This window comes from Candidatus Seongchinamella marina (assembly GCF_026262685.1).
In the GTDB taxonomy this organism is placed as follows: domain Bacteria; phylum Pseudomonadota; class Gammaproteobacteria; order Pseudomonadales; family Halieaceae; genus Halioglobus; species Halioglobus marinus.
The window spans coordinates 664,339-689,112 of sequence record NZ_SHNP01000001.1 but is presented as its reverse complement, the minus strand read 5'-3'; the positions used below and the strand labels follow the sequence as shown (position 1 = coordinate 689,112).

At 51.1% G+C, this 24,774-nt stretch carries 19 protein-coding genes and 1 tRNA gene; 10 read left to right on the top strand and 10 right to left on the bottom strand.

Going from position 1 to position 24,774, the window contains the following annotated elements; genetic code table 11:
• Nucleotides 1-132: 132 nt before the first annotated feature.
• From EYC87_RS02985 to EYC87_RS02970, 4 genes are all read right to left on the bottom strand, one after another.
• Nucleotides 133-1,743: an ABC-F family ATPase gene (locus EYC87_RS02985; protein ID WP_279251550.1), complete on the bottom strand. Its 1,611-nt coding sequence runs from the start codon at nucleotides 1,741-1,743 to the stop codon at nucleotides 133-135.
• A gap of 133 nt (nucleotides 1,744-1,876) precedes the next feature.
• The gene (locus tag EYC87_RS02980) at nucleotides 1,877-3,907 is read right to left on the bottom strand and encodes a response regulator (RefSeq protein ID WP_279251549.1); all 2,031 of its coding nucleotides are present in this window, start codon (nucleotides 3,905-3,907) and stop codon (nucleotides 1,877-1,879) included.
• Nucleotides 3,904-4,455 (bottom strand): heme NO-binding domain-containing protein, encoded by a 552-nt coding sequence (locus EYC87_RS02975; RefSeq protein WP_279251548.1) that lies wholly within the window; start codon nucleotides 4,453-4,455, stop codon nucleotides 3,904-3,906. The genes EYC87_RS02980 and EYC87_RS02975 overlap by 4 nt, the downstream gene beginning before the upstream one ends.
• A gap of 36 nt (nucleotides 4,456-4,491) precedes the next feature.
• A complete protein-coding gene (locus EYC87_RS02970; protein ID WP_279251547.1) occupies nucleotides 4,492-5,919 on the bottom strand; it encodes a sigma-54-dependent transcriptional regulator in 1,428 nt (475 codons plus the stop codon).
• Nucleotides 5,920-6,366: 447 nt separating this feature from the next.
• Here EYC87_RS02970 and EYC87_RS02965 point away from each other — a divergent pair, with 447 nt between their 5' ends.
• The 5 genes from EYC87_RS02965 to EYC87_RS02945 all read left to right on the top strand — a co-directional run bounded on the left by EYC87_RS02965 (nucleotide 6,367) and on the right by EYC87_RS02945 (nucleotide 9,064).
• On the top strand, nucleotides 6,367-7,290 hold the full coding sequence (locus EYC87_RS02965) for a sterol desaturase family protein (protein ID WP_279251546.1): 924 nt from the start codon (nucleotides 6,367-6,369) through the stop codon (nucleotides 7,288-7,290).
• 72 nt (nucleotides 7,291-7,362) lie between these two features.
• On the top strand, nucleotides 7,363-7,902 hold the full coding sequence (locus EYC87_RS02960) for a gamma-glutamylcyclotransferase (protein ID WP_279251545.1): 540 nt from the start codon (nucleotides 7,363-7,365) through the stop codon (nucleotides 7,900-7,902).
• A gap of 196 nt (nucleotides 7,903-8,098) precedes the next feature.
• A complete protein-coding gene (locus tag EYC87_RS02955; protein WP_279251544.1) occupies nucleotides 8,099-8,254 on the top strand; it encodes a DUF5993 family protein in 156 nt (51 codons plus the stop codon).
• 12 nt (nucleotides 8,255-8,266) lie between these two features.
• A complete protein-coding gene (locus tag EYC87_RS02950; protein ID WP_279251543.1) occupies nucleotides 8,267-8,812 on the top strand; it encodes a disulfide bond formation protein B in 546 nt (181 codons plus the stop codon).
• 6 nt (nucleotides 8,813-8,818) lie between these two features.
• Nucleotides 8,819-9,064, top strand: a complete 246-nt coding sequence (locus tag EYC87_RS02945) for a hypothetical protein (RefSeq protein WP_279251542.1) — start codon at nucleotides 8,819-8,821, stop codon at nucleotides 9,062-9,064.
• A gap of 530 nt (nucleotides 9,065-9,594) precedes the next feature.
• On the opposite strand, the gene EYC87_RS02940 is transcribed toward EYC87_RS02945, so the two are convergent.
• Complete coding sequence (locus EYC87_RS02940; protein ID WP_279251541.1) at nucleotides 9,595-10,752, bottom strand: acyl-CoA dehydrogenase family protein; 1,158 nt, start codon at nucleotides 10,750-10,752, stop codon at nucleotides 9,595-9,597.
• 197 nt (nucleotides 10,753-10,949) lie between these two features.
• Here EYC87_RS02940 and EYC87_RS02935 point away from each other — a divergent pair, with 197 nt between their 5' ends.
• A complete protein-coding gene (locus tag EYC87_RS02935; RefSeq protein ID WP_279251897.1) occupies nucleotides 10,950-12,974 on the top strand; it encodes an oxidoreductase in 2,025 nt (674 codons plus the stop codon).
• Between the two features lie 230 nt (nucleotides 12,975-13,204).
• On the opposite strand, the gene EYC87_RS02930 is transcribed toward EYC87_RS02935, so the two are convergent.
• Together EYC87_RS02930 and EYC87_RS02925 are read right to left on the bottom strand one after the other, a co-directional pair.
• Nucleotides 13,205-14,710, bottom strand: a complete 1,506-nt coding sequence (locus EYC87_RS02930; RefSeq protein WP_279251540.1) for a sensor histidine kinase — start codon at nucleotides 14,708-14,710, stop codon at nucleotides 13,205-13,207.
• Between the two features lie 272 nt (nucleotides 14,711-14,982).
• Nucleotides 14,983-17,625 (bottom strand): S8 family peptidase, encoded by a 2,643-nt coding sequence (locus tag EYC87_RS02925; RefSeq protein WP_279251539.1) that lies wholly within the window; start codon nucleotides 17,623-17,625, stop codon nucleotides 14,983-14,985.
• A gap of 254 nt (nucleotides 17,626-17,879) precedes the next feature.
• Here EYC87_RS02925 and EYC87_RS02920 point away from each other — a divergent pair, with 254 nt between their 5' ends.
• From EYC87_RS02920 to EYC87_RS02910, 4 genes are all read left to right on the top strand, one after another.
• A complete protein-coding gene (locus EYC87_RS02920; protein WP_279251538.1) occupies nucleotides 17,880-19,091 on the top strand; it encodes an iron-containing alcohol dehydrogenase in 1,212 nt (403 codons plus the stop codon).
• Between the two features lie 95 nt (nucleotides 19,092-19,186).
• Complete coding sequence (locus EYC87_RS02915; RefSeq protein ID WP_279251537.1) at nucleotides 19,187-21,295, top strand: hypothetical protein; 2,109 nt, start codon at nucleotides 19,187-19,189, stop codon at nucleotides 21,293-21,295.
• An 834-nt stretch (nucleotides 21,296-22,129) separates the two neighbouring features.
• Complete coding sequence (locus EYC87_RS19435) at nucleotides 22,130-22,609, top strand: integrase core domain-containing protein (RefSeq protein ID WP_423243959.1); 480 nt, start codon at nucleotides 22,130-22,132, stop codon at nucleotides 22,607-22,609.
• A complete protein-coding gene (locus tag EYC87_RS02910) occupies nucleotides 22,606-22,746 on the top strand; it encodes a hypothetical protein (protein ID WP_279251536.1) in 141 nt (46 codons plus the stop codon). Before EYC87_RS19435 ends, EYC87_RS02910 begins: the two co-directional genes overlap by 4 nt.
• A 166-nt stretch (nucleotides 22,747-22,912) precedes the next feature.
• Here EYC87_RS02910 and EYC87_RS02905 read toward each other — a convergent pair.
• The 3 genes from EYC87_RS02905 to EYC87_RS02895 form a co-directional block, all read right to left on the bottom strand.
• Nucleotides 22,913-23,003 (bottom strand) — tRNA-Ser (locus EYC87_RS02905).
• A 109-nt stretch (nucleotides 23,004-23,112) separates the two neighbouring features.
• Complete coding sequence (gene csrA / locus EYC87_RS02900) at nucleotides 23,113-23,304, bottom strand: carbon storage regulator CsrA (RefSeq protein ID WP_279251896.1); 192 nt, start codon at nucleotides 23,302-23,304, stop codon at nucleotides 23,113-23,115.
• Nucleotides 23,305-23,473: 169 nt separating this feature from the next.
• Nucleotides 23,474-24,724 (bottom strand): aspartate kinase, encoded by a 1,251-nt coding sequence (locus tag EYC87_RS02895; protein WP_279251535.1) that lies wholly within the window; start codon nucleotides 24,722-24,724, stop codon nucleotides 23,474-23,476.
• Nucleotides 24,725-24,774: the final 50 nt, after the last annotated feature.

Below are 24,774 nucleotides of genomic sequence, written 5' to 3'. Positions count from 1 at the left end.
AGGTCTAGCCGAGGGAAAATTTTGAAAATCGTTGGGCACTCATCGATGAACAGCTTTAGCCGCCGCTAAAGTCCAAACAGACTGTCACTTCCTTGAAGTGAACAGGCCGGGCACCCCTTGTATGCTCGGCTGCTAAAAGTTGATGGCAGTGCCTGTTGCAAGTTGGCTCGCCAGATATTCCTCATAATTGCCCTGAAAATCTATTAAATTTGTGTCGCGGATCTCGATCACCCGATTGGCCAGAGAGGACACGAATTCCCGGTCATGGCTGACAAAAATCAGCGTACCCTCGTAATGCTCAAGGGCCAGGTTCAGCGACTCAATCGCCTCCATATCGAGATGGTTGGTAGGCTCGTCCATGACCAGTACATTACAGTCCTGCATCATTAACTTGCCAAAAAGGAGGCGGTTCTTTTCGCCGCCGGAACACACCTTCACTTTCTTCTCAAAATCTTCGGACGAAAACAACAGGCGACCAAGAGTGGCACGCACAATTTGGTCAGCGTGGTTTGGCTTGCGCCATTGGCTCATCCAGTCAAACAGATTCAATTCCGAGTCGAAATCAGAAGTGCTGTCTTGCGGACAATAGCCCACGCGCGCATTTTCCGCCCATTTGACTACACCGGAATTAGCCCGCAAATCATTGATTAAACAGCGCAAAAACGTGGTTTTACCTGTGCCGTTCTCTCCAATAACCGCTAATCGTGCCCCTGCTTCAAGCATAATACTACCGTTTGAAAACAGTTCTTCATTGTCAAAACCATGACCGAGATTCTCCAGTACCAGCGCCTGACGATGCAGCTTTTTATCCTGCGCAAAGCGAATATAAGGACTCACTCGGCTGGAGGGCTTGATGTCTTCCAGCGTGATTTTAGCGATCTGCTTTGCCCGGGAAGTAGCTTGCTTTGCTTTAGACGCGTTGGCCGAAAAACGACTCACAAATGCCTGGAGCTCCGAAATTTGGGCACTCTTCTTTGCGTTCTGTGATTGCTGTCGTTCCCGGGCCTGGGTGGAAGCAGTCATGAAATCATCATAGTTGCCTGGATAGACTCGCAGCTCACCGTAGTCAATATCGGCCATGTGAGTGCAAACCGCGTTAAGGAAATGTCTGTCGTGAGAAATAATTACCATGGTGCATTTACGCTCGTTGAGCATTGCTTCCAACCAGCGAATAGTGTCGATATCCAGGTTGTTGGTTGGCTCATCAAGCAGCAGGATGTCAGGATCTGAGAACAAAGCCTGCGCCAGCAGTACGCGCAATTTCCAACCAGGTGCAACCTCGCTCATGCGGCCGAAGTGGAGACTTTCCGCGATCCCGGCTCCAGAAAGAATTTCACCCGCGCGGCTCTCCGCACTGTACCCGTCCATTTCCGCAAATTGGACTTCCAGCTCTGCCACTGTCATGCCCTCTTCCTCTGACATTTCGGGCAGGCCGTAAATACGTTCGCGCTCACGTTTTACTTGCCAAAGTGCTTCATGGCCCATTATCACGGTATCAATTACCGAATACTCCTCAAATGCAAATTGGTCCTGGCTCAGTTTGCCTATGCGCTCATTAGGCGAGACGGATACATTGCCAGCAGTGGGGGCTAGGCTGCCATCCAGAATCTTCATAAAAGTAGATTTACCGCAACCGTTAGCGCCGATAAGGCCATATCGGTTGCCGTCACCAAACTTGACGGAAATGTCTTCGAACAGCGGCTTGGCGCCAAACTGCATGGTAATGTTCGCAGTGGAAATCACGGTTAAAGTACCTGATGTGAGGGTGAGGCTAAAACGGGTCGGTACTATAGAGATTTGCTGACTGAAAGTCGATCAACAGAGGCGGCAATATTGCGCATTGGGCAATATGCAAGCCCGCTTAGTTAAATGCTCACTAATGCTTCGCTAGTGTCCGCTCGAGCGCCTTTAGACTTTCGGTTTTAATGATCGCTAGTGATTCCAACCAACCATCTTCGACTTTTTCTCCAGTGCGCAATTTACCCTCGATCGAAGCCAGTTTGTCACCCACGTGCATTAAACCGACACTCCGGAAAATACTGGAAAGACTGTGGACGTTGCGCTGAACACCAGCCTCGTCATCGCATGCATCAGCTGCGACCAGATCCGTCCAACGCTGCGAGGCCTCAGCGGCTACTTTGGCCAGCACGGTTTCCAGATTGTCGACTCCAATCTGTCGTTTCAGTTCTTCGAACACATCACTATCAAATAAGTCGACATCTAAATAACTATCGCGACTGTCGCTATCAGAATTCATGGAATTTATTCCCGCTAAAAGTTGGTTGCTCGAGGGTAGCCACTTGCCTAGCTCATTCATTAACTCTTGCCTCACAATAGGCTTCGTCAGATAGCCATTCATGCCACCCCCGATACATCTCTCTTTTTCCTTTTCATAGGCGAGCGCGGTCAATGCAACGATGGGAAGCACCTCGGTTGCTTTCATTTCGCGTATGCGTCGTGTCGCCTCCAAACCATCAAAGTCGGGCATGTGGATGTCCATCAATACCAGATCGTAGTGGTCATTCAATGCAGCAGCTACGGCCTCAGTGCCATTATGCGCAGTGGCAACTTCTACGCCCAATGATTCAATAATCATCGCGCCAAGTACCAGGTTTGTCTCGTTATCGTCTGCCAGTAGAATTTTCCCGGAGAGCTTAGTACCCGGGTCGGCAACCTGCGTTTTATCAACTGTCATATCCGCAACAGTAAGCGCTGACTCAGCGGTTGTGGGCCAGTCAAACCAAAACGTCGAACCTGACCCCAGCTCTGACTTCAGGTCCATTTTTCCGCCCATATATTCCACATTTCGGCGCACTATATCCAGACCAAGACCCGTCCCGGAATCGGGATGATCCAGCCCCTCTGGTTGAGCCGTCCAAAATGGCTCAAAGATTCTATCTTTCTCTGCACCAGCGATTCCAGCACCTGTGTCGGTAACGCTGAATTTGAGCAGGCAATTTTTATCTTCACCTGACAATTTAACCGCGTCAATAGTCACAGACCCTTTATCCGTGAATTTAATAGCATTCATCGTGAGATTTAAAAGTGTTTGACGTAGGCGCGAAGCGTTGCCACTGCAACAATGTGGAACACCTGAGCCAAGCTTTAGCACCAACTCTAACGACTTTTCTTTTGCCTTGGCGCCGGTAATGTCCAGGATAGAGCGCAGCAGTTGGGGTAGGTCGAAGATACTGTCTTGTTCCTCTCCAGCCAGTTCCATCTTGGACAAATCTAATACGTAATTGATCACCTCCATCAAGTTGTCAGAAGAGCTTCTCGCCAGCCCTAAAAGCTGCCGTTGTTTTTTATCAAGAGATTGGGGCTCGAGCAACCCGATGGCGCTTACTACACCATTGAGAGGTGTGCGCATTTCATGGCTCATCTGAGCAAAAAATCGGCGCTGAGCATCATGGGCCTTCACCAGCGTATTTTTTGTCTCTGTTAATTCTGCCGTTAGGTTTTCAAGATCTTCGACCATCTGCTTTTCTGTCGTCATGAAAAATAGCTGGTCAAGCTGAACATCCTGAGCCGAAAAATCACTTAAACTCAAGCGCACATCTGGACAATTGCTGGACATCCAGAAAAGCCAAGGCGACCCACACAGGAAAATAACCTTCTCATCATTAAAACTATCGACTAAAAACTGGCCCCGAACTGCGAAACGACCGTTAACAGCTGTCATGAGACACAGGGAATCCAATGAATCTAATGCATGAGCGAACGTTTCCAGCTTTCCCGGGCGAACTACGCTGAAGATCTCATTCAACTGTGGGCATTTTTTTACTTCAGGTAAATAAGTGCGGACGGTGTCACTAGCATTAACAATCCGCATAGACTCATCAAAGCTAATAACAACCGAAAACAGTCGCTGCAGATCGCCAAAGGCTATTTTTGCAAAGTCGCTCACTTGGGAACAAGTTCTACCTGAAAAACCGTGTGCGTGCCCTTCTCCACATCCAAATCACATTGATCAAGGATAATAAGGTCACGCTCAAAGCGAGTCGCTAAACCCTTGAGAAGCCCTACAACGAATGAAGTCAGTCCTTCGCGTTGACTTACATAGTGAATTTTATGGGTATTGCCGGTTGATTCCACAAAAAACTCTGGGGGCACATAATTAAGGAATGTACTGGTGATTCGATCGTGTAAGTTGTTCATATTCGAAAGAAATTCCAACATATCATCTCCGGCTGCGTCTATTAGCATCCCGTAGGACTTCGTAGCAGTTTCGAGGACCCAGTATTCCCCGAACATTTCCAGGCATGCATCCACTGGCGCGCCCAGCACTTCGGAAGCGGCATTGGCTAAACTATAAGTGAGGGCATCATCGTAACTGCGCATAGAAAGAAATGAATCGTCGGGGACTCCCGACACGCTTAATACATGCTGCCATTTGTCTTCACCAAACTTTTCGTAAATCATCTCTTTCAAGGAATTATTGATGACCCCGTACATGCGACAATTTCTCCTCGGTTCTTGGGATTTTGGTACTCAGGCTTCGGCTTTTTTCCAGGACTGCAGCTTGCGATACAGAGTAGACGGCGCTATTTCAAGCAACCCAGCCGCGCGATTAATATTGCTTTCGCAAGCAGCTATCGCAGCTACTATCGCCTTTTTTTCCGTTAACCACAGTGGTTCAATCTGCTCTCGGCGAGCCAGATGAGATTCCTCTAGAGCAACCAGTTTTGCCGCTATTGTCGATGGAGCAGGGGATTCAATTGCTCGCGTTTTGCTGATTCCCAGAGCACCAGTCGTTATCGAGCCAGGCAGGGTCTGCACATCTACGAGAGGGCCGTCATTGAGCACTACAACCTGCTGCATTGTGTTCTGCAATTGCCGGATGTTACCTGGCCAAGGATAACGTTGGATAGCTACTGCCGCGTCTTCGGAGAAACCTTCGAAGCTCTTTCCAGATGCTGTACTAAATTGCCGCAGGAAATGGTTTGCAATCATTAGCACATCGTTTTCGCGTTCTCGCAGTGGTGGCATAGAGACGGGAACCACATGTAGCCGATAAAAAAGGTCCTCTCGAAACCGACCCTCACTGACTTCGACAATCGGGTTGCGGTTGGTGGCGCAGACAAAGCGCACATCTACCTGTTCCAGGGTGTTACTACCGACCTTACGAAAACTGCCCGTCTGGATGAAGCGCAAGAGCTTCTTTTGCAGATCCAGACCCATCTCACATATCTCGTCCAAAAAAAGTGTACCGCCGTCAGCAATGCAGGCAGCCCCGTCGCGATTGGCACTGGCTCCGGTGAAAGCACCCTTCACATGACCAAAGAGTTCGCTTTCCATTAGCTCGCCCGGGATAGCTCCACAGTTAATCGCAATAAACTCGGCACCTCGTCTTGGGCTCTGCTGGTGAATGGCTTCGGCTGCGAGTTCCTTACCGGTTCCGCTCTCGCCTACGATAAAGGCGGTAGCATCACTGGGCGCCAGTGAGTCTATTGTTTTGTAGACTGACTGCATTGCTAGCGACTTCCCTATAAATTTGCAGTAGCTATCCCTCTCCAGCTTTGCCAGCGCCTGCGCCTGTTTGCCAAGCGTCATCTGAGCAGCAGCATTATCCAGAGTAACTATTAATCTGGCGGCGTCAAAAGGCTTAGTCAAAAAATCAAAAGCGCCTTTACGGATTGCATCTACGGCCATATCCGATGTGCCATAAGCAGTCATTACTATAACTTTCGGCGGGTTTTCCAACGCGGTTGTCGCTGTAAGAAAATCCAAACCATTGCCGTCCGGCAACTCTATGTCCAGCAAAACAATATCTGGTTTGAAGGCACCCAGGGCCGCGTGAGCAGAGCTTAAGGTTTCAGCTGTGACCAGGTCGTAGTCCGTGCCTTCGAGGTAGGCCATATAAATCGCGGAAAGCGAGACGCTATCCTCAACCATCAGTACTTTTATCTTGGAGTTCATCTCTGTCTCTCTGGGCTTCTGCTGGATTCAAAATTTAATACTTAAGTATTAACTTCCCAAACGATCGTTTCAAGGTTTATGCCATATTTCCCAAAATAGGAAATATGCTGCCGAAAATAAATAATTTACTGATAAATATAGATTTATTTTGGGTCATTAATGCGATGAAGCGTTCAGGGCAAAACCATATAGGCACAATGAATCGCATTTTGCAATTCATATCGCAGGTTACTTCTAAAGAAACAGATCACTTTCGACCAGATCCGCTAACCAAACGAGCCACTTTCCGATACCCCGCCAAGCCGCGAGTCAATCAATGACTTTGCGAGACCAGCGACCACGATATTTTCGCTGTACTTTTCATCCCGCCGGGTGCTAATTTCTGGTTCACCAATTAACCCAGTGCTCTCCACAGAAGAGAGATTCTGTCACGAGTGCGACACTTTCATGCATGACCTGCAATTCTATCTAGACGAGTTCGCCAAAGATGACCTGATGTATGTCTTCTTGCCGATTTTCCTGTTGGCACTGGTGATCGAAGCCGCCATTGACCGCAAGCAGTCGCGACATCTCTTTGAGAAACAAGACACTATTGCCTCGCTGTGGATGACTGTCTTCGTGGTCTTTGTGGATGTCCTGCCGAAATTCCTGGCGCTGATCGCATTTTACTTGCTGCACAGCATCAGTCCCTTGGCGGATATCGTGCAACGACAATGGTGGGCATGGCTGTTGTTGTTCTTCCTTGATGACATAACCTACTACTGTATGCATCGAGCCAACCATGAGGTACGTATATTCTGGGCGGGCCATGTCTCTCATCATTCCGCTGTCAAAATGAACTTCGCCACCGCATTGCGACAAGGCGTCATGGAACGCGTTCACAAATATGCTTTCTGGCTGCCCCTGCCCTTACTCGGGTTCGATCCCATGATGATTTTCCTAATGATGTCCATCAACCTGTTCTACCAGTTCTGGCTGCATACTGAGCTAATAGACAAACTACCACTCTGGTTTGAGAGCGTGTTCAACACGCCATCTCATCACCGCGTGCACCACGCCTCCAACGTCCGCTACCTGGATTGCAATCACGCAGGTGTACTGATCATCTGGGATAAGCTATTCGGTACTTTCTCTCCGGAAACAGAAGGAGAGCCGCCCGTTTATGGGCTGACAACCAACATCACGTCTTACCATCCGATACACGTTGCAACCCACGAGTATTCATCGATTCTGGCAGATGTAAAACGAGCCGAAACAACAGCTGACAAGCTACGCTATATTCTGAAAGCACCCGGCTGGAGTCACGATGGTGAAGACAGAAGAGCTAAAGTGCTGAGGCACAAAGCCGGCCTGGGGCTGGAACACGCGTAGCACTGCTTCGAACGTCATCTGGATTGCTATGCTGCTCTTTACGTTTTTAGCCTTCGTTATCTAACTAGCACATTGGCATATACCTCCAGCGAAGAACAATCCCTTTCCCAGCCCACCTGGGTCTTCGGCTATGGATCGCTCATCTACAAAGTGGACTTTCCTTTTTTACAACGTGAATTAGCCACGATCATCGGCTGGCAACGTCGTTTTTGGCAGGGCTCCCACGACCACAGAGGCACACCTGAATCTCCAGGGAGAGTAGTCACCCTAGTCCCTAAAAAGAAAGCGCTGTGCAAAGGCGTTGCCTACTTGATAGAGCCGACAGTTTTTAAACATCTAGATCATAGGGAAAAAAATGGCTATCGACGCTTCCACTGCCCTATCGAGTTGCACCAGCAGAAAGAGAACGTCAGCGGTGTTGTTTATGTGGCTAGCCAAGAGAACCCAGCTTTCCTCGGGCCAGCATCAATCGAGGAGCTAGCCGGTCATATACGGAAGTCCCATGGACCCAGCGGCAGCAACCGTGAGTATGTGCTGCGTTTAGCGCAATCACTCAGAGAGCTGGGGGAAAGAGACCCTCATATCGAGGCCCTGGAGGCCCTGTTGCTTTAAGTTGAGTTGAAGCAGTTATTGCAGCGGCGGTCACATTATCAATAACCATTTCGACACTGTACTCACCGAGGTCGGTGATCGAATAAGTAACGCGCGCCATCAATCGATAGCGGTGGAAATCGTAGGCCAATCGCATGGGCTATACTGGTGGCACCATTGTCGTAAAGCATGGGTCAACATTGAAGGGGATTGCGACATGATCGCACTATTATTTCTATTGTTTTTTGTCACTGCCGGACTCGCATTGCGAGGTAAAAAAAGCCTGGCATTAGCGGGAGCTTATCTCTCGCTTTTTCTGTCTCTGCTGTGGTTTTTCCATCACGCCAGCGATGAACTGCCAATTTTATTGTAGGTGGTAGAGACTATGCACCCTTACCGCCAGTTAAATGCACTAGGCATTATCGCTATCAGCGCCATGTTAACTTACGCATTTGCAGACCAGTTTGTAAATCACGAATTACCCTGTCCACTGTGTCTCCTCCAGCGTATAGGGTTTGTGGCCGTCAGCATCGGTCTACTGCTCAACGTTACCCACGGCCCGCGTCCTTCCCACTATGGCTTTGCTATTGCGGCGTCTGTTGCAGGCGGGGCTATGGCGTTGCGACAGGTTAGCTTGCATGTCATCCCGGGAACACCTGGATATGGTTCGCCGTTTCTTGGGCTGCATTTCTACACGTGGGCTTTTCTATTGTTTGCTTTCATGATTGCTGCAATCGCAATGATCAGCAGCCTGCCACGACAATATGATGATCTTGGCTGGCTTCAATGGCGGCAGCAGCCGCTATTGTGCAAACTGGCAATAGTGGTAATTACCATCATTATTAGCCTTAATGCCCTCGCTGCATTTTCTGAGTGCGGCCCGGGAAAGTGTCCGGATAACCCCGAACAATACTGGCTGTTTCAGGACTGATACCCAATGAAATTCTCTCTCATCACCATCCTGATGATCTCTGTCTGCCTCGGTGGATGCAGTGCAGGCGACGTACCCGCCTCAAACAAGCAGGGCCTCACTGGCGCAGATAGAGATCAGCATGGCTGCATTCCTTCGGCTGGTTATCAGTGGTGCGCACTTACCAATCAATGCGAAAGGCCGTGGCAGCTCGCGAAAGCCAAGGGTTTTGATAATTCGCAGGAGCAATTCCAGCTTTACTGCAACCAGTAAAGCCACAACACCAATCAGGCAACGTAGACAGTGGGGGTAATAGCGCCCGGCACAGCTGTCACAGAATTTTCGCTGGAAGCGAAAATTATCGCTTTTGCACTCACGATAACCAACGTTGCGGAGGTTTCCGCAGCTATGTCGTCAAGCTTTACGGTGAGTCGCACTATAGCCTTGCGTTGCGTGCCCTGCCCCCGGTTCCAGTAACTTCTGTGCCGAAGCCGATGCTTCTTTTACTTACCCTGTTGATGGTGAGTGCAGCGGTGCTAAAAATCCAGCGAAGCAGGACTGCTTCAACGCACCGGTGAAATTTAGCTTTCCGAGCCGGGGGCTGGTACCCCGCGTCGCAACCGGCATAAATGCCATGCAGGAAAATACAACGGGCTAGGCACTGACTCAAAAGACTGCTGCCCAAACGACAGCCCGGGCAAGCGATTGATGATCGCCCCGCCTCTGCCAGCTGCATCCCTGGTCACGTGCGCCGAGCGACCCTCTAATTCCTTCATTCACAGTTTCACTGAACGGGGCTTTGGTTAACCGTCCAATACGTCGCGGGCTACCAGCTCCTGCATAATTTCGGACGTGCCACCGTAAATGCGCTGAATACGAGCATCAGCATAGGCACGGGAAATTGGGTATTCGCGCATGTAGCCGTAACCCCCAAACATTTGCAGACAACCGTCCACAACCCGGCACTGCGCTTCTGTAGTGGCATATTTAGCCATTGAAGCGGTCGCCGCATCCAGTTCGCCAGCATTGTATTTGTCGATACATTCGTTAACGAAAGCATTGTTAAGCCGATACTCCGTTTGCATCTCAGCCATCTTAAAGCGCGTATTTTGCAACTTTGATAGCGGCGCTCCAAAAGCCTCGCGCTCTTTTACGTAATCCACCGTCATTGATAACGCACCTTCCATCGCAGCGACAGCACCTACAGCCAGCGCCAACCTTTCGCGGGGCAGTTCCTGCATTAACGCAATGAAACCCCGGTGCAGTTCACCAAGCAATGCCGTGGCTGGCAAACGCACGTCCTGGTAAAACAGCTCCGAGGTGTCTGCAGCGTGCAGTCCCAACTTTTCCAGATTACGACCACGGCTAAATCCGGTTTTGTTGGTATCGACCATAAACAGCGACAGGCCTCGGGAGCCCGGTGCATCAGGGTCGGTTCGGGCAACCGTGACAACCATGTCACAGAGCTGACCGTTAGTGATAAATGTTTTGGAGCCATTGATAATCCAGTCGTCACCGTCCCCTCTCGCACTGGTGCGCACTCCCTGCAAGTCACTACCGGCACCGGGTTCGGTCATTGCCACGGCACCGATACATTCGCCACTTACCATGATAGGCAGATAATGCTGCTTCTGTTCTTCGGTGCCATGATTGAGGAGGTAGTGCGCCACGATGTCACTGTGGACAGTCATGTTGCCGCCCAGCGACGGATAGCCACGGCGGCTGAATTCGGCATTGATCACCATGCTCATATCAAAAGTGCCACCTGCTCCCCCATAGGCCTCGGGTATATCTACGCACAGAAACCCGGCCGCCCCCAACTTAAACCAGATATCCCGCGGCAGCACCTCGTCTCGCTCCCACTGGTCGTAGAACGGGTCGACCTCGGTCTCACAAAATCTACCAATCATGTCGCGAAGCAAGTTAGCTTCCTCGCTCTGTGCATCCATTGCTGTCATCATTTCTCTGATCCCGTCTTCAATTACGCCGTCTTAGACAGATCATTATGACTTAATTTTGAGCAGTGCACAGACCGCCTCGACGGGCTTGCCATCGCGGGGGTTGCACCAATCGCCCAATGGCAACTAATATCGCTATCCCTCACTGAAAACATGAGAATGTCTTGAACGCAAAAGTACACTCCCCAGCCCCCGTTGGCATGACTTACAAAAAGCTCTTTGAACCACTGAATCTGGGCTTCACTAGCATCAAGAACAGGGTAATCATGGGCTCCATGCATACCGGCCTTGAGGAATCGGAGAATGGCTTCGAACGCATGGCGGCATATTTTTCCGAGCGTGCCCGTGGCGGTGTTGGCATGATCATCACCGGCGGTATTGGACCTAATGAAGAAGCGGCCCTTGGCTCGGCAATGCTTTCAAACGATAGCGAAGCAGCGCAGCACCGCACAGTGACCGAGGCCGTGCATGCGGCTGATCCCGACGTCAAAATCTGTATGCAAATTCTGCACACCGGGCCACTGGCCTACAACGAGAAGCTGGTAGCACCCTCAGCAATAAAATCACGTATCGCTCCATTCGTGCCTAACGAGCTGGATGCCGATGGCGTGCAAAAGCAGATTAACGACCACGTGCGATGCGCAAAGCTGGCGAAGCAGGCTGGCTATGACGGTGTTGAAATTATCGGTTCCGCTGGCTATCTGATTTCTACTTTTTTAGTCGAAAAAACCAATAAGCGTACCGACGAGTACGGCGGTTCTTACGAAAATCGGATGCGCTTTGCGTTAGAGATTGTCCAAAAAATTCGCGCCGCTGTGGGCGATGAATTTATTGTTATCTTTCGGATTGCCGCCATGGACATGTTGCAAGGCGGGATGAGTTGGGACGAGGTGGTACAGCTTGCACAAGGACTGGAAAAGGCTGGTGTAAACATCATCTCTACTCATTTCACCTGGCATGAAAGCGCTGTTCCCACCATTGCCACCATGGTACCGCGAGCGGCATTCAGTCAGGTAACTGGCCGTATTCGCCAGAACGTCAACGTACCGATGATCACCTCTAACCGCATTAACATGCCACATGTTGCAGAAGAAGTGTTGCAGCGCGGTGACGCTGACCTGGTATCCATGGCGCGCCCTATGCTTGCTGATGCCGAACTGGTGAACAAGGCGCGCGAAGGACGCGAAGATGAAATCAATACCTGCATTGGCTGTAACCAGGCTTGCCTTGATCACTCCTTCGCAGGCAAATCTGTTTCATGCCTGGTGAACCCCAGAGCCTGCCATGAAACCCTGCTCAGCTATGAAAAAACCAGCTCGCCTAAGAATATTGCCGTGGTGGGTGCCGGCCCGGCCGGCATGGCCTATGCCACCGTAGCCGCCGAGCGGGGACACAAGGTCACCTTATATGATGCGGCTAATGAAATAGGCGGCCAATTCAACCTGGCCAAGCAAATTCCCGGCAAAGAAGAATTCTACGAGACACTGCGCTACTACGGCAGGATGATTGAAAAGCTCGGTATCAATTTGCAACTCAATACCCGAGCAGATGCCGACATGCTCGCCGCAGCGGGCTATGACAATATCATCATTGCCACGGGCATCAACCCTCGCACTCCCGACCTGGAAGGTATTGATCACCCTATGGTCATGAGTTACATCGACGCGATCAGGGGCAATAAGCCTGTAGGGAAAAAAGTCGCCATCTTGGGCGCCGGCGGCATCGGTTTTGACGTATCCGAATTGATCAGCCATAAGGGTGTGTCGGCCGCCATGGATATCGACGTCTTCGCCCGGGAATGGGGCGTAGACTTCGACAATCATCCCCGCGGCGGTGTTACCGGGGTCGACCCGATTACTGCAATTGCTGACCGCGAAATTTTCCTTATGCAACGTAAAGAAACACCGGTGGGACGCGGCCTGGGTAAGACAACGGGCTGGACCCATCGCATGGCTTTAGGCAGGCGCGGTGTAAAAATGTTGAATGGCATAGAGTATGTGCGCATCGATGATGATGGCCTGCATATCATGCGAGAGAACAAACCAGAATTATTACCTGTCGATACCATTATTGTCTGTGCCGGCCAGGACCCTGCCCGCGAATTGTATGATGCGGGGCAGGCTCAGGGCTTACCGGTAGAACGGGTAGGCGGCGCCTATGAGGCGGCGGAGCTGGATGCTAAGGCCGCCATCAACCAGGCCTGCCATATGGCGGCCCAGATCTAAGCCTTCAAAGACGAATTTTTCTGACGGCTTTGAGGCATTAGCGCCTTTTAAGGAACGGGAATACAATCGACACTAAGCGCTTATTCCCGAGTACGCTCGCATCAGGGTTCTTGGAACAAGGATTGTCGATAGCATTCTATTTGCCGATTCGGCTTTCTACGAAAGCGGCAATGTACCCGTTAGCGCTCCGGGCACGGCAACCCAGTAGAAGCGGGCAATGCTATCTCGAACTATTTCTGTTCTAGTATTGGGAGCTTAACCGTTGCCAACGCACCACCGGCCCAGTTCTCCAGCTCGATTGTTCCACCAGCCTTTGCAACAAAGCCTTGACTGACTGACAGACCCAAGCCGGTGCCTTTTCCAACTTCTTTTGTGGTGATAAATGGCTCCAATACTTTGCCTAATAAGGTGCTTTCGATACCCGTGCCTGTATCCTTCACAGTCAAAACCGCCTGATTAGAATCAGTGCTGACGCTTATTTCAATCCGCATTGCGGACGACTCATCGGGCGAAGAGTGAGCCCTTCTTGCCTCGATAGCATCGCGCGAATTTGATAGAAGATTCAAACACATTTGTTCCAGTTTCAACTCGTCACAACTGACAGGTATACTTGCTGCCTGATAGGTTGTTTTAACGGTGATATTGTTGTCTCGAAGCAACTGACCAAACATCAGCAAGGTGCTTTGCACCGCCACGACAAGGTCACCCTCACAATTTTTATCATCCAAAGTTCTACCGAAAGATCTCAGTTGATTGATTATTTGGCTCGATCGATCAACCTGCTTATCAATCATTGCGAGTTTCTTTTGGATGTAAGTCTGATCAGCTCTATCGCCTCGCGCTCTCAAATTTGCTATGGCCAATTTAATCACGTTGAGAGGCTGATTGAGTTCATGGGCCACTCCGGCTGATAATTCGCCAAGAGCCGCGAGTTTGGAATTCTGTATAACTTGTGCATTCTGCTTTCGGTTTTCTGAATCGTCGTTCATGATAGAGCAAATGTACTGCCTGCCGAAATTTTCTAGCAATACCTTTGAGACAATATAGTATTTTTTTTCCCCATCGGCCTCAATAACAAGTTCTACATTATCAACCGGCTCGCCGCTCAAAAGTATGCTATCAAGTCGCTGCCCATCTTCCGTAAAAGCCGGATTAATTACAGAGTATATGGAAGCTTCATTATTTATTTCGGAGGTGTTCATGTCTAAACCAATCGTTTCTTTCATTAGATCGTTGGAATATACATGGCGACCGTCGACATCATGAATGCCAATTGCATAATTGATTTTTTGCGCGACTAATTCAAAGAGGTTCCTCTCGGTCGCTATTTCTCGAAGTAATTCTCTCTCACCAGAAATATCACGCACCAATCCCTCGACGCCCGTGATATTGCCATTCTTATTTCTTACGTAATGCGCTGATGTTGAGACCCAGATCCCTTCGCCTTTATAGTTCCTTAACTCTGCTTCGTAGTTCTCGACCCCATTTTCATTTTCATCCAATTTCTTTAAGAAAAGATCTCTACCGATTGGGTCAACATATTGATCTGCAATAAGAACACCAATTATTTCGTCTACTTCTGCATAACCCATAATAGAAAGCATTGCTCGGCTGGCAGCAACTACTTTGCCCTCTTTATCGGCACGGTAATAGGCATAGGGGAGCGAATTAATAACCTCCAATACGTCTTCATTTGAACTCGATGCAAACTCAGCTAAAAGCTCTGTGTCTTTCATAAATCACGCACTACGTCATGTTAAAACTGTTATCTAATACTTATCGTAACAGAAAAGGCAGAGATATTTAAAAACAGTGAATGTAAAACAACCTTCGTGTTTATAAATTACCTTTTGTTATTTTTATTATTACTCGGTATGCCACAAACGATACAAAGTGATACGGCTCAGCTACACCCGCAAACGCCCTCGCCCAAAGTATCTCTAATGACCTCTCGCCTCTACACAGCACCGGCAGTGTCACTCGTGGCGGCCTATAGCCGATACATTGATCAGCGTTGAGTCGCTCGCGCAGGGCCCAACGCACGCTTTCGCACTATCGGCTGACGTTGTCGCGCCGGCGATGTCACGTCCCGATTCTCAGCAGTAATGTCGGGTAGAAAAACCTGATATTCCACCGGAAAGTCCAAGCCTGCTCGGTCTTCGTTGAGCTCCAGAACGATAGGCTGGTCCAGAGTTAGCCATGAACCGCACGCCTCTCCAGCATCACAAATAAAGAAGTCGTTGTCAGAATCAGAGCCAGCGACGAGTTCGTATTGGCCGGGAGGCACATCCGTAAATTGGAAAGCGTAGCGGCCATTTTCCGCGGTGGCAGAAAATTCGGCTACAGCCTCCTCGTTGACGCGGTCGTACAGCAATATATACACGGCCCCAACATTGGCTTCGCCACCCGGACGACCCACAGACATAAAGACTTTTGCGGTCACCAAATTAGCGGAGGACAACACCTTAATTTCACCGGAATATACCCCGTCGGCCAAGTCCTGACGATTAATGTTGACGTCGTAGGACCCGAGCCCCTCTTCGTCAATGTCTTGTGACGAGACGGATAGCCATTGCTCACTGCTTGTTATCAATTCAATAGTGAGTTCACCGCTACCCGCATTTATCAACTCTAATTCAAGCGGGGCCTCGCTATCCCCAAAGCTCAGGGTAGTTGCCGAAAGGCTCAGCCTGGGCAGATCTACGGTGGTATCGCCCAGGCTATCCAAAGCCGCTATTACCGATTTGTAGGCATTGATCATGCCGTGCCCATAACTATCATCGCGACCAGGAGGCCCCAGATCATCTGTAAGGCGACCGCTCACTAATAAGGTTTCGATATCGGCCGGCGACAGGCCCGGATTTACACTTCGCATCAGTGCCATAACCCCTGCCATGTGCGGAGCGGCCATTGATGTGCCATTAAGAAAGGTATAGGCAAACTCCAGACTGCCATTGTCGACGCCACCGGTGCTCAGCACACCATCCGGATACCCATCACCATTCACGTCAGTGCCATTGTCGCCGCCAGGGGCGGCAACGTCGACATACACACCTCGACTTGAATAACTCGCTAACTGACGGTTGATGTCTACCGCACTAACCGAGAACACACCGTCGTAAGAAGCTGGGTATTGGGGGACAGAGCTTGCCTCGTTACCGGCGGCGGCCACAACAATAGTGCCGTTAGCAATGACCTGATTGTAGAGCTGCTGTTCAGCCGAACTAAAGGGACCGCCACCCAAGCTTAAATTGATCACGTCGGCCGGCGCATCAGGCACCGTTCCTGAATCGTTAGCCAAACCTGCCGCGTAGCGTATTGCCTGGCTAACATCATAGCTCGTACCTACGCCGCCCTCCCCCAGAGCACGCAACGGCATGATGCGTGCACCATAGGCGACACCCGCAACACCGATGCCATTGTTACCAGCAGCGCCAACGGTACCTGCCACATGTGTCCCATGATAGGAACTGGGGCCGGGAGTTTGCAAATTACCAGGGTCTTCCGGGTTGGGGTCGATGCCATCGCCATCACCCGATTGTGCGATGTCACGCACAAAGTCATAGCCCGCAACCCACTGTCCAGCCAGGTCCGGGTGTTGCGACAGTATTCCAGTATCCACAACTGCCACTGTCACATCAGGATCTCCCTTGACGCTATCCCAGGCGGCAGGTAAATCAATGAGAGGCAGGTGCCATTGCGTCTCGAAGGCTTCGTCATCGGGCGTAAAAAAACCGCGTACGCGAAAGTTCGGCTCAGCCAATTCAACTTCATCAGTGCTGCGCAGACGTTTGATGGTCATCAGTGTTTCGAAGCGAGCCTGCAAATCACCACTGCCGATGCTAGCGCGCTTAGGCATGGCTGTGCCCATGCGCCTTGCCAGGTACTGCCTGTCATCCGTAGTTTTTAATTGCATAAGCCAGGGTCGTTGCGGACCACCGCCACGCTGCTCCATCGCTAGGTCAGCCGCCGCCATGGCAGTCTGGTTGCTATGGTCACTATCGCGATAGCGCACTATCGCCTGCCAAGGCTCGATATAGTGCTGCAGGCTGGATCGAGCCTGATTCGCCTGGTTGCCTATGGCCAATAAATAGTTGGTACCGCCAGAATATGCAGACACGTTGACCAAAAATGTGCCGTCGTCAGGCACTATCAGGTTTTCGACCTCGCCCGACTCAATAGAGAAATCGATGATGTCACCGTTTTGGTTGTAGAGGTACAAATCAGCATCGGCGATGTCAAAGTCGGCTATCACCATCGTGATAGATTGCCCCGCAAGCAGCTCTAGCCGGAAAAAGTCATCCACATCGCCCTCGGCAAATGAACGACCGCTCTCCCCACTACCGGGCTGGTTAACGTAGCCTCCCAGAGTGGTCGGGTTATTAATTGCCTGGGCACTTAACAAGGTGTCGTTGGGATTGTATTCGCTGACCGTATCGTTAGTGTCGCCATCTACAGATTGACTGCTACTGGCGATCACGGTGCCCGTTATGACAAACCCCTCTGTGACCGGGGGGGCTGCAGGGGGCGGATCGACAGGAGGTGCGGCGACAGGTGGCGGCTCAGTCTGCTGACTACCCCCCGAACTACCGCCTCCACCGCAGCTCGCCAGCAGCAGGAAAAGGGTCATCAAAAGCCAGTGCTTCATCATCGTTTGAACAGTACCTCGATAAGGTTCGAGCCCAGCCGCGCCATGAAGTTCCCACAGCCGTGCGCAGCCAAGGCAGTATCATGCCACGCATACGAAGAATATGCTTTGTTGCTGTTACTCGTTGCGGTACATACGACAAAAAAATGGCGCCAGATCCGCCCAAAGGAAGCACCCCGCTACGCTGGCCGCTTGCATCGTATATCCGGTACACTCACCCTTCGTTTCATTGTCGCAAGCTGATATGAGGACACCACGTGCCGGCACTCTACAAAACCTGGCTTTACCGCGCTCGCCTGGCAATCATCGGGAAGATGTTGCTCAAACCGCAACCCAAACCCATGGCCTTCTCTGGGCCCGGATCATCGGCAAACCTCTGTAAAGCGATCAGCCAGTTTGGGCTAAAAAATCTGCTGATTGTCACTGACAAACCACTGCGTGAACTTGGCTTGCTCGACAAGACACTTGCAGATCTTGCTGCTCACGACGTGAGCTATCAGATCTATGACGGGGTGCTGCCCGACCCCACACTGCAGGTTGTGGACGATGGCCTGGCTGTGCTCAATGCCAACCATTGCGATGCGGTACTTGCCTTTGGTGGCGGCTCATCGATTGATACTGCCAAAGTTGTTGCTCTTGCCGGTGCCAATGGAGGTAATGCTGAGTCCTGTCTTGGGGTCAACAAGTGCAAACAGGGAGCGCTGCCGCTTTTTGCCATCCCGACCACAGCGGGCACAGGCTCTGAAGGCACTTGTATCGCAGTGGTCTCAGACAACGAGACCCACAGCAAGAGCGCTGTTATTGACAATAGCCTGATTCCGAAGGCTGCGGCACTGGATCCGGAAGTCATGCTGGGTTTACCCGCCAGTATGACTGCGGCCACCGGTATGGACGCCCTCACCCACGCAATCGAGTCCTATATTGGAACATTTGGTAACACCGAGACCGATTTTTACGGACTTGCCTCTGCCAAACTGGTGTTCAGATATCTGCCAACTGCTTGCAGCGATGGCCAGAACATGGAGGCCAGGGAGGGCATGTCGTTGGCGTCCTATTATGGCGGCCTTGCCATTACCCAGGCACTGGTTGGCTATACCCATGCTATTTCCCACAATCTCGGTGCGCGTTACGGCGTCGCCCACGGCCTGGGCAATGCAGTGGCCCTGCCCCATGTACTGGACCTGTTAAAAGACGATGCCCAGGATAAGATGGCCGCGTTGGCGGTGCACTGTGAACTTGGCAAGGCTGAAGAGAATAAAGCTGCGCTGGCGCAAAAACTGATCGACAGCGTCAGGGAGCTCAATCGCACCGTAGGCATTCCCGAGACCATTGAAGCTATACAAGAAATAGACATAAACGAGCTTGCAGGTCTCGCTCTCACCGAGGGAAGCAGCTATCCAACACCACGCTTTTTGGATACGGATGATTGCAGGGGGATCCTAAAACGCATGAGTGTCGCCCCTGCATAAGCGAAAAGCCTGGCCGACTGAAGTCCTGGCGCCGGGGTGCTACAAAACGGTTTACCTGCTATATTCCTGGAGGATTGTAAAGCGATGGTTGTTAAATGAAAAAAATAGTTAAGCACGCGCTTGCAGGGACTCTGGTTTTACTCTGCATAGGGTGCAAGGTGCGTATTGAGGTCCCCGAGGGTGGGCAGGTAATTTCCTCTTCTGGTGACTACGACTGCAGGCTGCTTACTGCAGACGCGGTCATTCGCCCTGCGCATGCGGTTGGCGAAGAGGAAGAAGGATTTCATTGTGACTTCGTTATAGAAGATACCAGCTTTAATGAGACCTTTACTGCAGTACCCTCATCAGGATGGGAGTTTGCCGGTTGGCGAAACCGTAAACCTGGCGAGTATCTTTACGGCGGATTTGAGTCTGCCCAAGTGTGGTTGACGACGATTGGCTTTGACGCCAACGAACTCCTTATGACTATCCTGCAGTCAGATCAGGTCTATTACTTAGAACCCGTATTTGAAAAAGTTGAACCATCAGGCGCCGGTACCGACTGCAGCAACCTCGGTGGTAGCTTTGACCGTATTCAATCCCTGATTTTTGAAGGCTATAACTGCACTAATAGCGCATGTCACAGTGGCAGCAATCCAGCCGGAGCTCTCGACTTAACGGCAGGAAAATCATTCGACAATCTTTACCGTGTAGATGCCGCCGCCAATCTGCCTGTGTCCCAGCAGTTAGTGTATCCCGGAGAACAGAAATTAAGCTTCTTATATACCAAGCTCGAAGCAGCCACTAATGCCATTTTGTTACCCAAAGGAGCTGGTTTGCCGATGCCTATAGGTGGTGCGCCGCTAACGACCGACCATTTGGAGGCAATGCGGTTGTGGATTCGAAATGGCGCACCCGAGTCCGCTAACGTGGATGGTGTGGCGACCCTGTTGGGCTGTGATCAGGCAACTGCGCCTCAATCAAACAAGATAGATCCTCCTGCCCCACCTGCTCCTGGCGAGGGCGTGCAATTTATTAGCGGGCCCTGGACGGTATTGCCAGAAAGTGAGAATGAGGTTTGCTTTGCAACCTACTATGACCTGGAGCAGACTCCGGAGCTGCTGCCCGACTGGGCTCTAACTCCTTGCAGCGACCCGGTCTACAACGATTATGACGGTGTCTGCATGGCGACTAATTCCCGGACGCTGACGCAAGACCCTCAATCACATCATAGTATTATCAATGTTTACACCGGCTCGGCTTCGCCTTTCGAGCCTGCATGGGGCGACTGGCAGTGCCTGAATGGCCCGAACAAGGGCTCGACGTGCGATCCGACGAGGATTGGTGAGCCAGTTGCCTCTGGCGGAGCAGATTGTGGCGGAGATCGCTTCGTTTGTGGCACGCAGGCGCGCAAGTCGATCGCCTGTCGAGGCTGGGGCCCAACAGATCTGCGTACACACCAGGTCAGCATGGGAGGAGCCCAGGCCCCGGTGTCGGAGAATACCTTGGCTGAAGGTGTTTATGGTGTACTGCCGGCGCGCGGCATCATTGTATGGAACTCGCATGCGTTCAATCTTTCGACTGAAGAAACTACAGTGGAACAGTACAACAATATCTTGTTTGCCCCCGAGAGCGAGAGGCGTTACCGGAGTCGGGCAATATTCGATGCCAAGGACATTTTTGTGGCAAATGTACCGCCCTACGAACAGCGAACCTATTGTTCTACGCTCACATTACCGGTGGGCAGTCGTCTGACCCAGTTGGGCTCTCATGCGCACAAGCGTGGCATACTTTGGCAAACCTGGTTACCGCCACAGGATCCAAATTGCAAGGTATCCAGCGATTGTAAGCCGAATGCGGAGGCGCCTGATTATCTCAGCCGTGTTTACAATGATCCGCTGCAAATCGACTATGAACCACCGTTAGAGTATGACTCTTCAAAACTGGAAAATCGAACGCTCAAGTTTTGTGTCACTTACGATAATGGCAAGGATTTTCCCGACCTGCTAAAACGCAATTCAACGTCGGTGGGTACAACGTGTGAGGGTAACGCCTATTGTGTTGCTGGACCCACGCCCGGTAAGGCTTGCGGTTCCGATGATAGCCTGTGCGGCAGTAACGGCAGTTGTGATGCCTGCGTTGTGCGAGGCGGCGTTACCACCGAAGACGAGATGTTCCTCATGCTGGGTGGCTTCTATATTGTGCCAGCCGACGAGCGCAATTGATGGGTAACCGCACGGCAAGAGGCGACGGACAGTGTGCCTTGTCGCACAATCGTCACCCCTGCTGTGTAAACCATCAGTTACCATCCATAGACGATAGGGCGTCTGGCTAAACGTCAGTAAGACCGAAAGCCCCGGGATATCGTAGGTGGTGTGCATGGCGAATTAGTAATTTTCCAATATTATCTGATAGTTAGCAGTTGCAGCCAGAGACAATAAGAGAATACCGTTGGGCACTATGAATGGTGTCCTTCTGCTACTTTTCCATCTGCTCACCACCTGGCCAAACTGATCCGGCCAGGCGGCTATCGTGAGCTCATCGCCGAGAACCTGCTTCTGAAGCAGCAACTAATTATCCACAGTAGATCCCGCCAACGATTACCAAACCTGAGTACACAGGAACGCACACTCCTTGGGCTCGTGTCCTTATTCATCAAACCCAGACGCATCACTCGGGCAGCCATCATTCTTCAACCATCCACCCTACTGCTATTTCACACTGCTCTGGTAAAGCGCAAATACTGTCAGTTGTACTCACCTCGCGGTGGTCGTAAACCCGGGCCAGCGGGCCCCTCCCAAACCGTTATCAATGCCATCGTAGAAATGAAACAGAGAAACCCTCGTTTTGGTTGCCCGCGTATTGCGCAGCAGATCAATCTCGCATTTGGCATGAGTTTGGACAAAGACAGTGTCCGACGTGTACTAGCAGCCCATCACAAACCGTACCCTGGAAGTGGCGGCCCATCATGGCTAACTACTTTCGGTCATACCAAAGACAGCTTATGGAGCATTGATCTGTTCCGCGCTGAATCTATAACATAGCGCTCGCACTGGATCATGGTCGTCATGGGTCAATGTACCCGAAGGATCATCGGCTTCTCGGTGCACGCTGGGGCCGTAGATGGTCCAGCACTCTGTCGCATGTTCAACCAGGCGACTTATGGCCAAGATTGGCCGAGGCGCATTAGTACCGACAACGATCCCCTCTTCCAGTATCGGCAATGGAAAGCAAATCTCAGAGTACTGGAAATCGAGGGAATTAAATCGGTGCCTTATACCCCAGCATCACACCCATTTGTAGAAAGACTTATCGGCAGTGTTCGTAGAGAACTGCTGGATCGGACTTTCTTTTGGACCGCGACTGATCTCGAAAACAAACTACGAGCGTTTAAGCAGTACTACAACAAGTATCGGTGTCATTCGAGTCGGGATGGGACTACTCCGGTCGAATCTAGCGACGAAAGAAATGTTGATATCGACCACTACCACTGGAATGAACATTGTCGCGGACTATTTCAACTACCGGTAGCTGCTTGAATTACCAATTCGCCTGGGACAGCATTATCGCCGGGGACGTCCCCGAAACCCTCACCCTTGAACGGCTCAAAAAGGACTTCCCCGTGAAGTGGGCGGAGCAGCGCTCACATTTCGGACTGAGTCAAGCCTCCCACTAGTGACTGGTGAAATCGCCGTTAGAGAAAACAGGCAATTCTTGCCCGGACAGCCCGTCTCCCAGTCACTGTTACGCAAACACCAGAAATGCAAAAGCCCGCTGAATAGCGGGCTTTGCGGGGGTTCTGCGGTCAGTCTCTGTTTAAAGTCTCTGATCCGCAGACTGCATGGCGGAGAGCGAGGGATTCGAACCCTCGATAGGGTATAAGCCTATACGCCCTTAGCAGGGGCGCGCCTTCGACCACTCGGCCAGCTCTCCGGAGACGTTGTAACACGTTTGTAGATGTGCCAATTGAGGCCAGACACAAGCGCGAGATAATACCACAATCAGTGAAAAATCAAAGCCATAGGAAGGCCCTAATCGATGATTATTCGTCCTTCATTCGGGGTTGTTTATCGCCGCTCTGGATGCGCTTGTAAATTTCTTCCCGATGAACAGCCACATCTCGTGGCGCATTTACACCAATGCGTACCTGGTTTCCCTTCACACCGAGTACGGTGACGGTAATCTCGTCGCCGACCATTAGTGTTTCTCCCACTCTGCGGGTGAGTATCAACATTGTTTTCTCCAGTTTCTCGTCTGCCCTGGGCTTTGGCTTCCAGTGGCAGTCCGCATTCCCGCTGCGGTGCAGGTCCATGCGATTTTCTCGAGTGGGCTAAATATAGTTATCGCTAAGAATCTCGCCATCTTACCTAATCGCGCTCGGCTAATCGATAGCTACCGCTAAGTTATATCACTGAGTCAGCATTTTCATCGTTAGGTTCCTCTTCCAGCTCAAAAGAGGAGTGCAGAGCCCTGACCGCCAGCTCGAGGAACTTTTCTTCAATAATCACCGATATTTTGATCTCGGAAGTCGTAATCATCTGGATGTTAATACCAACCTCAGCCAACGCCGCAAACATCTGGCTTGCGACGCCCGCATGGGAGCGCATGCCCACACCAACCACGGAAACTTTGGCGATCTTATTGTCTGACCTTACTTCCAGGGCTTTGATTTCTTCAGCCACTTTTTTCAGGACTTCTTCTGCCCGGGGAAGGTCGTTCCGGCCGACGGTGAAGGTAAAGTCAGTGGTGTTATCGTCGGCCACGTTCTGCACAATCACATCGACTTCGATATTGGCTTCGCCAATCGGGCCCAGTATATGGTGGGCAACGCCAGGCATATCGGGGACACCGAGAATAGTGAGTTTTGCCTCGTCCCGATTGAATGCTATTCCAGCTATGGTTGGCGTTTCCATTTCTGCGTCGTCCTCAAGTGTGATCAAGGTCCCAGGACCTTCCTGGAAGCTGTGCAATACCCGCAGGGGTACATTGTACTTGCCTGCAAACTCGACAGCGCGAATCTGTAATACCTTGGAGCCCATGCTGGCCATTTCCAGCATCTCCTCAAAGGTAATTTTGTCTAGACGTCGGGCACCATCCACCACTCGTGGATCAGTGGTATATACACCGTCAACGTCAGTATATATCTGACACTCGCTGGCTTTGAGCGCAGCAGCCAAGGCCACGGCTGTAGTATCAGAGCCACCGCGGCCCAGGGTAGTAATGTTGCCGTGCTCATCCACTCCCTGGAAACCCGCAACCACAATCACAAAACCCTCTTTGAGATCGGCATGCAAGCGAGCATCGTCGATTTCTTTAATCCTGGCTTTGGTATGTGCGTCATCAGTAAGAATACGTACCTGGCTGCCGTTATAGCTTTTGGCTTTTACACCGCGTTTATTAAGCGCCATGGCCAAAAGTGCGGTGGTCACCTGTTCACCGGTAGAGACCAGCACATCCATCTCTCGAGGAGTGGGATGTTCCTGGATCTCACTGGCAAGCTCAATTAAGCGATTGGTCTCACCACTCATGGCGGACACGACCACCACAATGGAATGGCCGCCCGCACGGAACCCTGCAACCTTATCGGCTACCTGTTCGATGCGCTCGATGCTTCCTACGGAAGTACCGCCAAATTTTTGTACTATTAGGCTCATGTACGCTATTGACCACTCTCTTTCGCGCGACTGCCTGCTTGAGGCTTGGA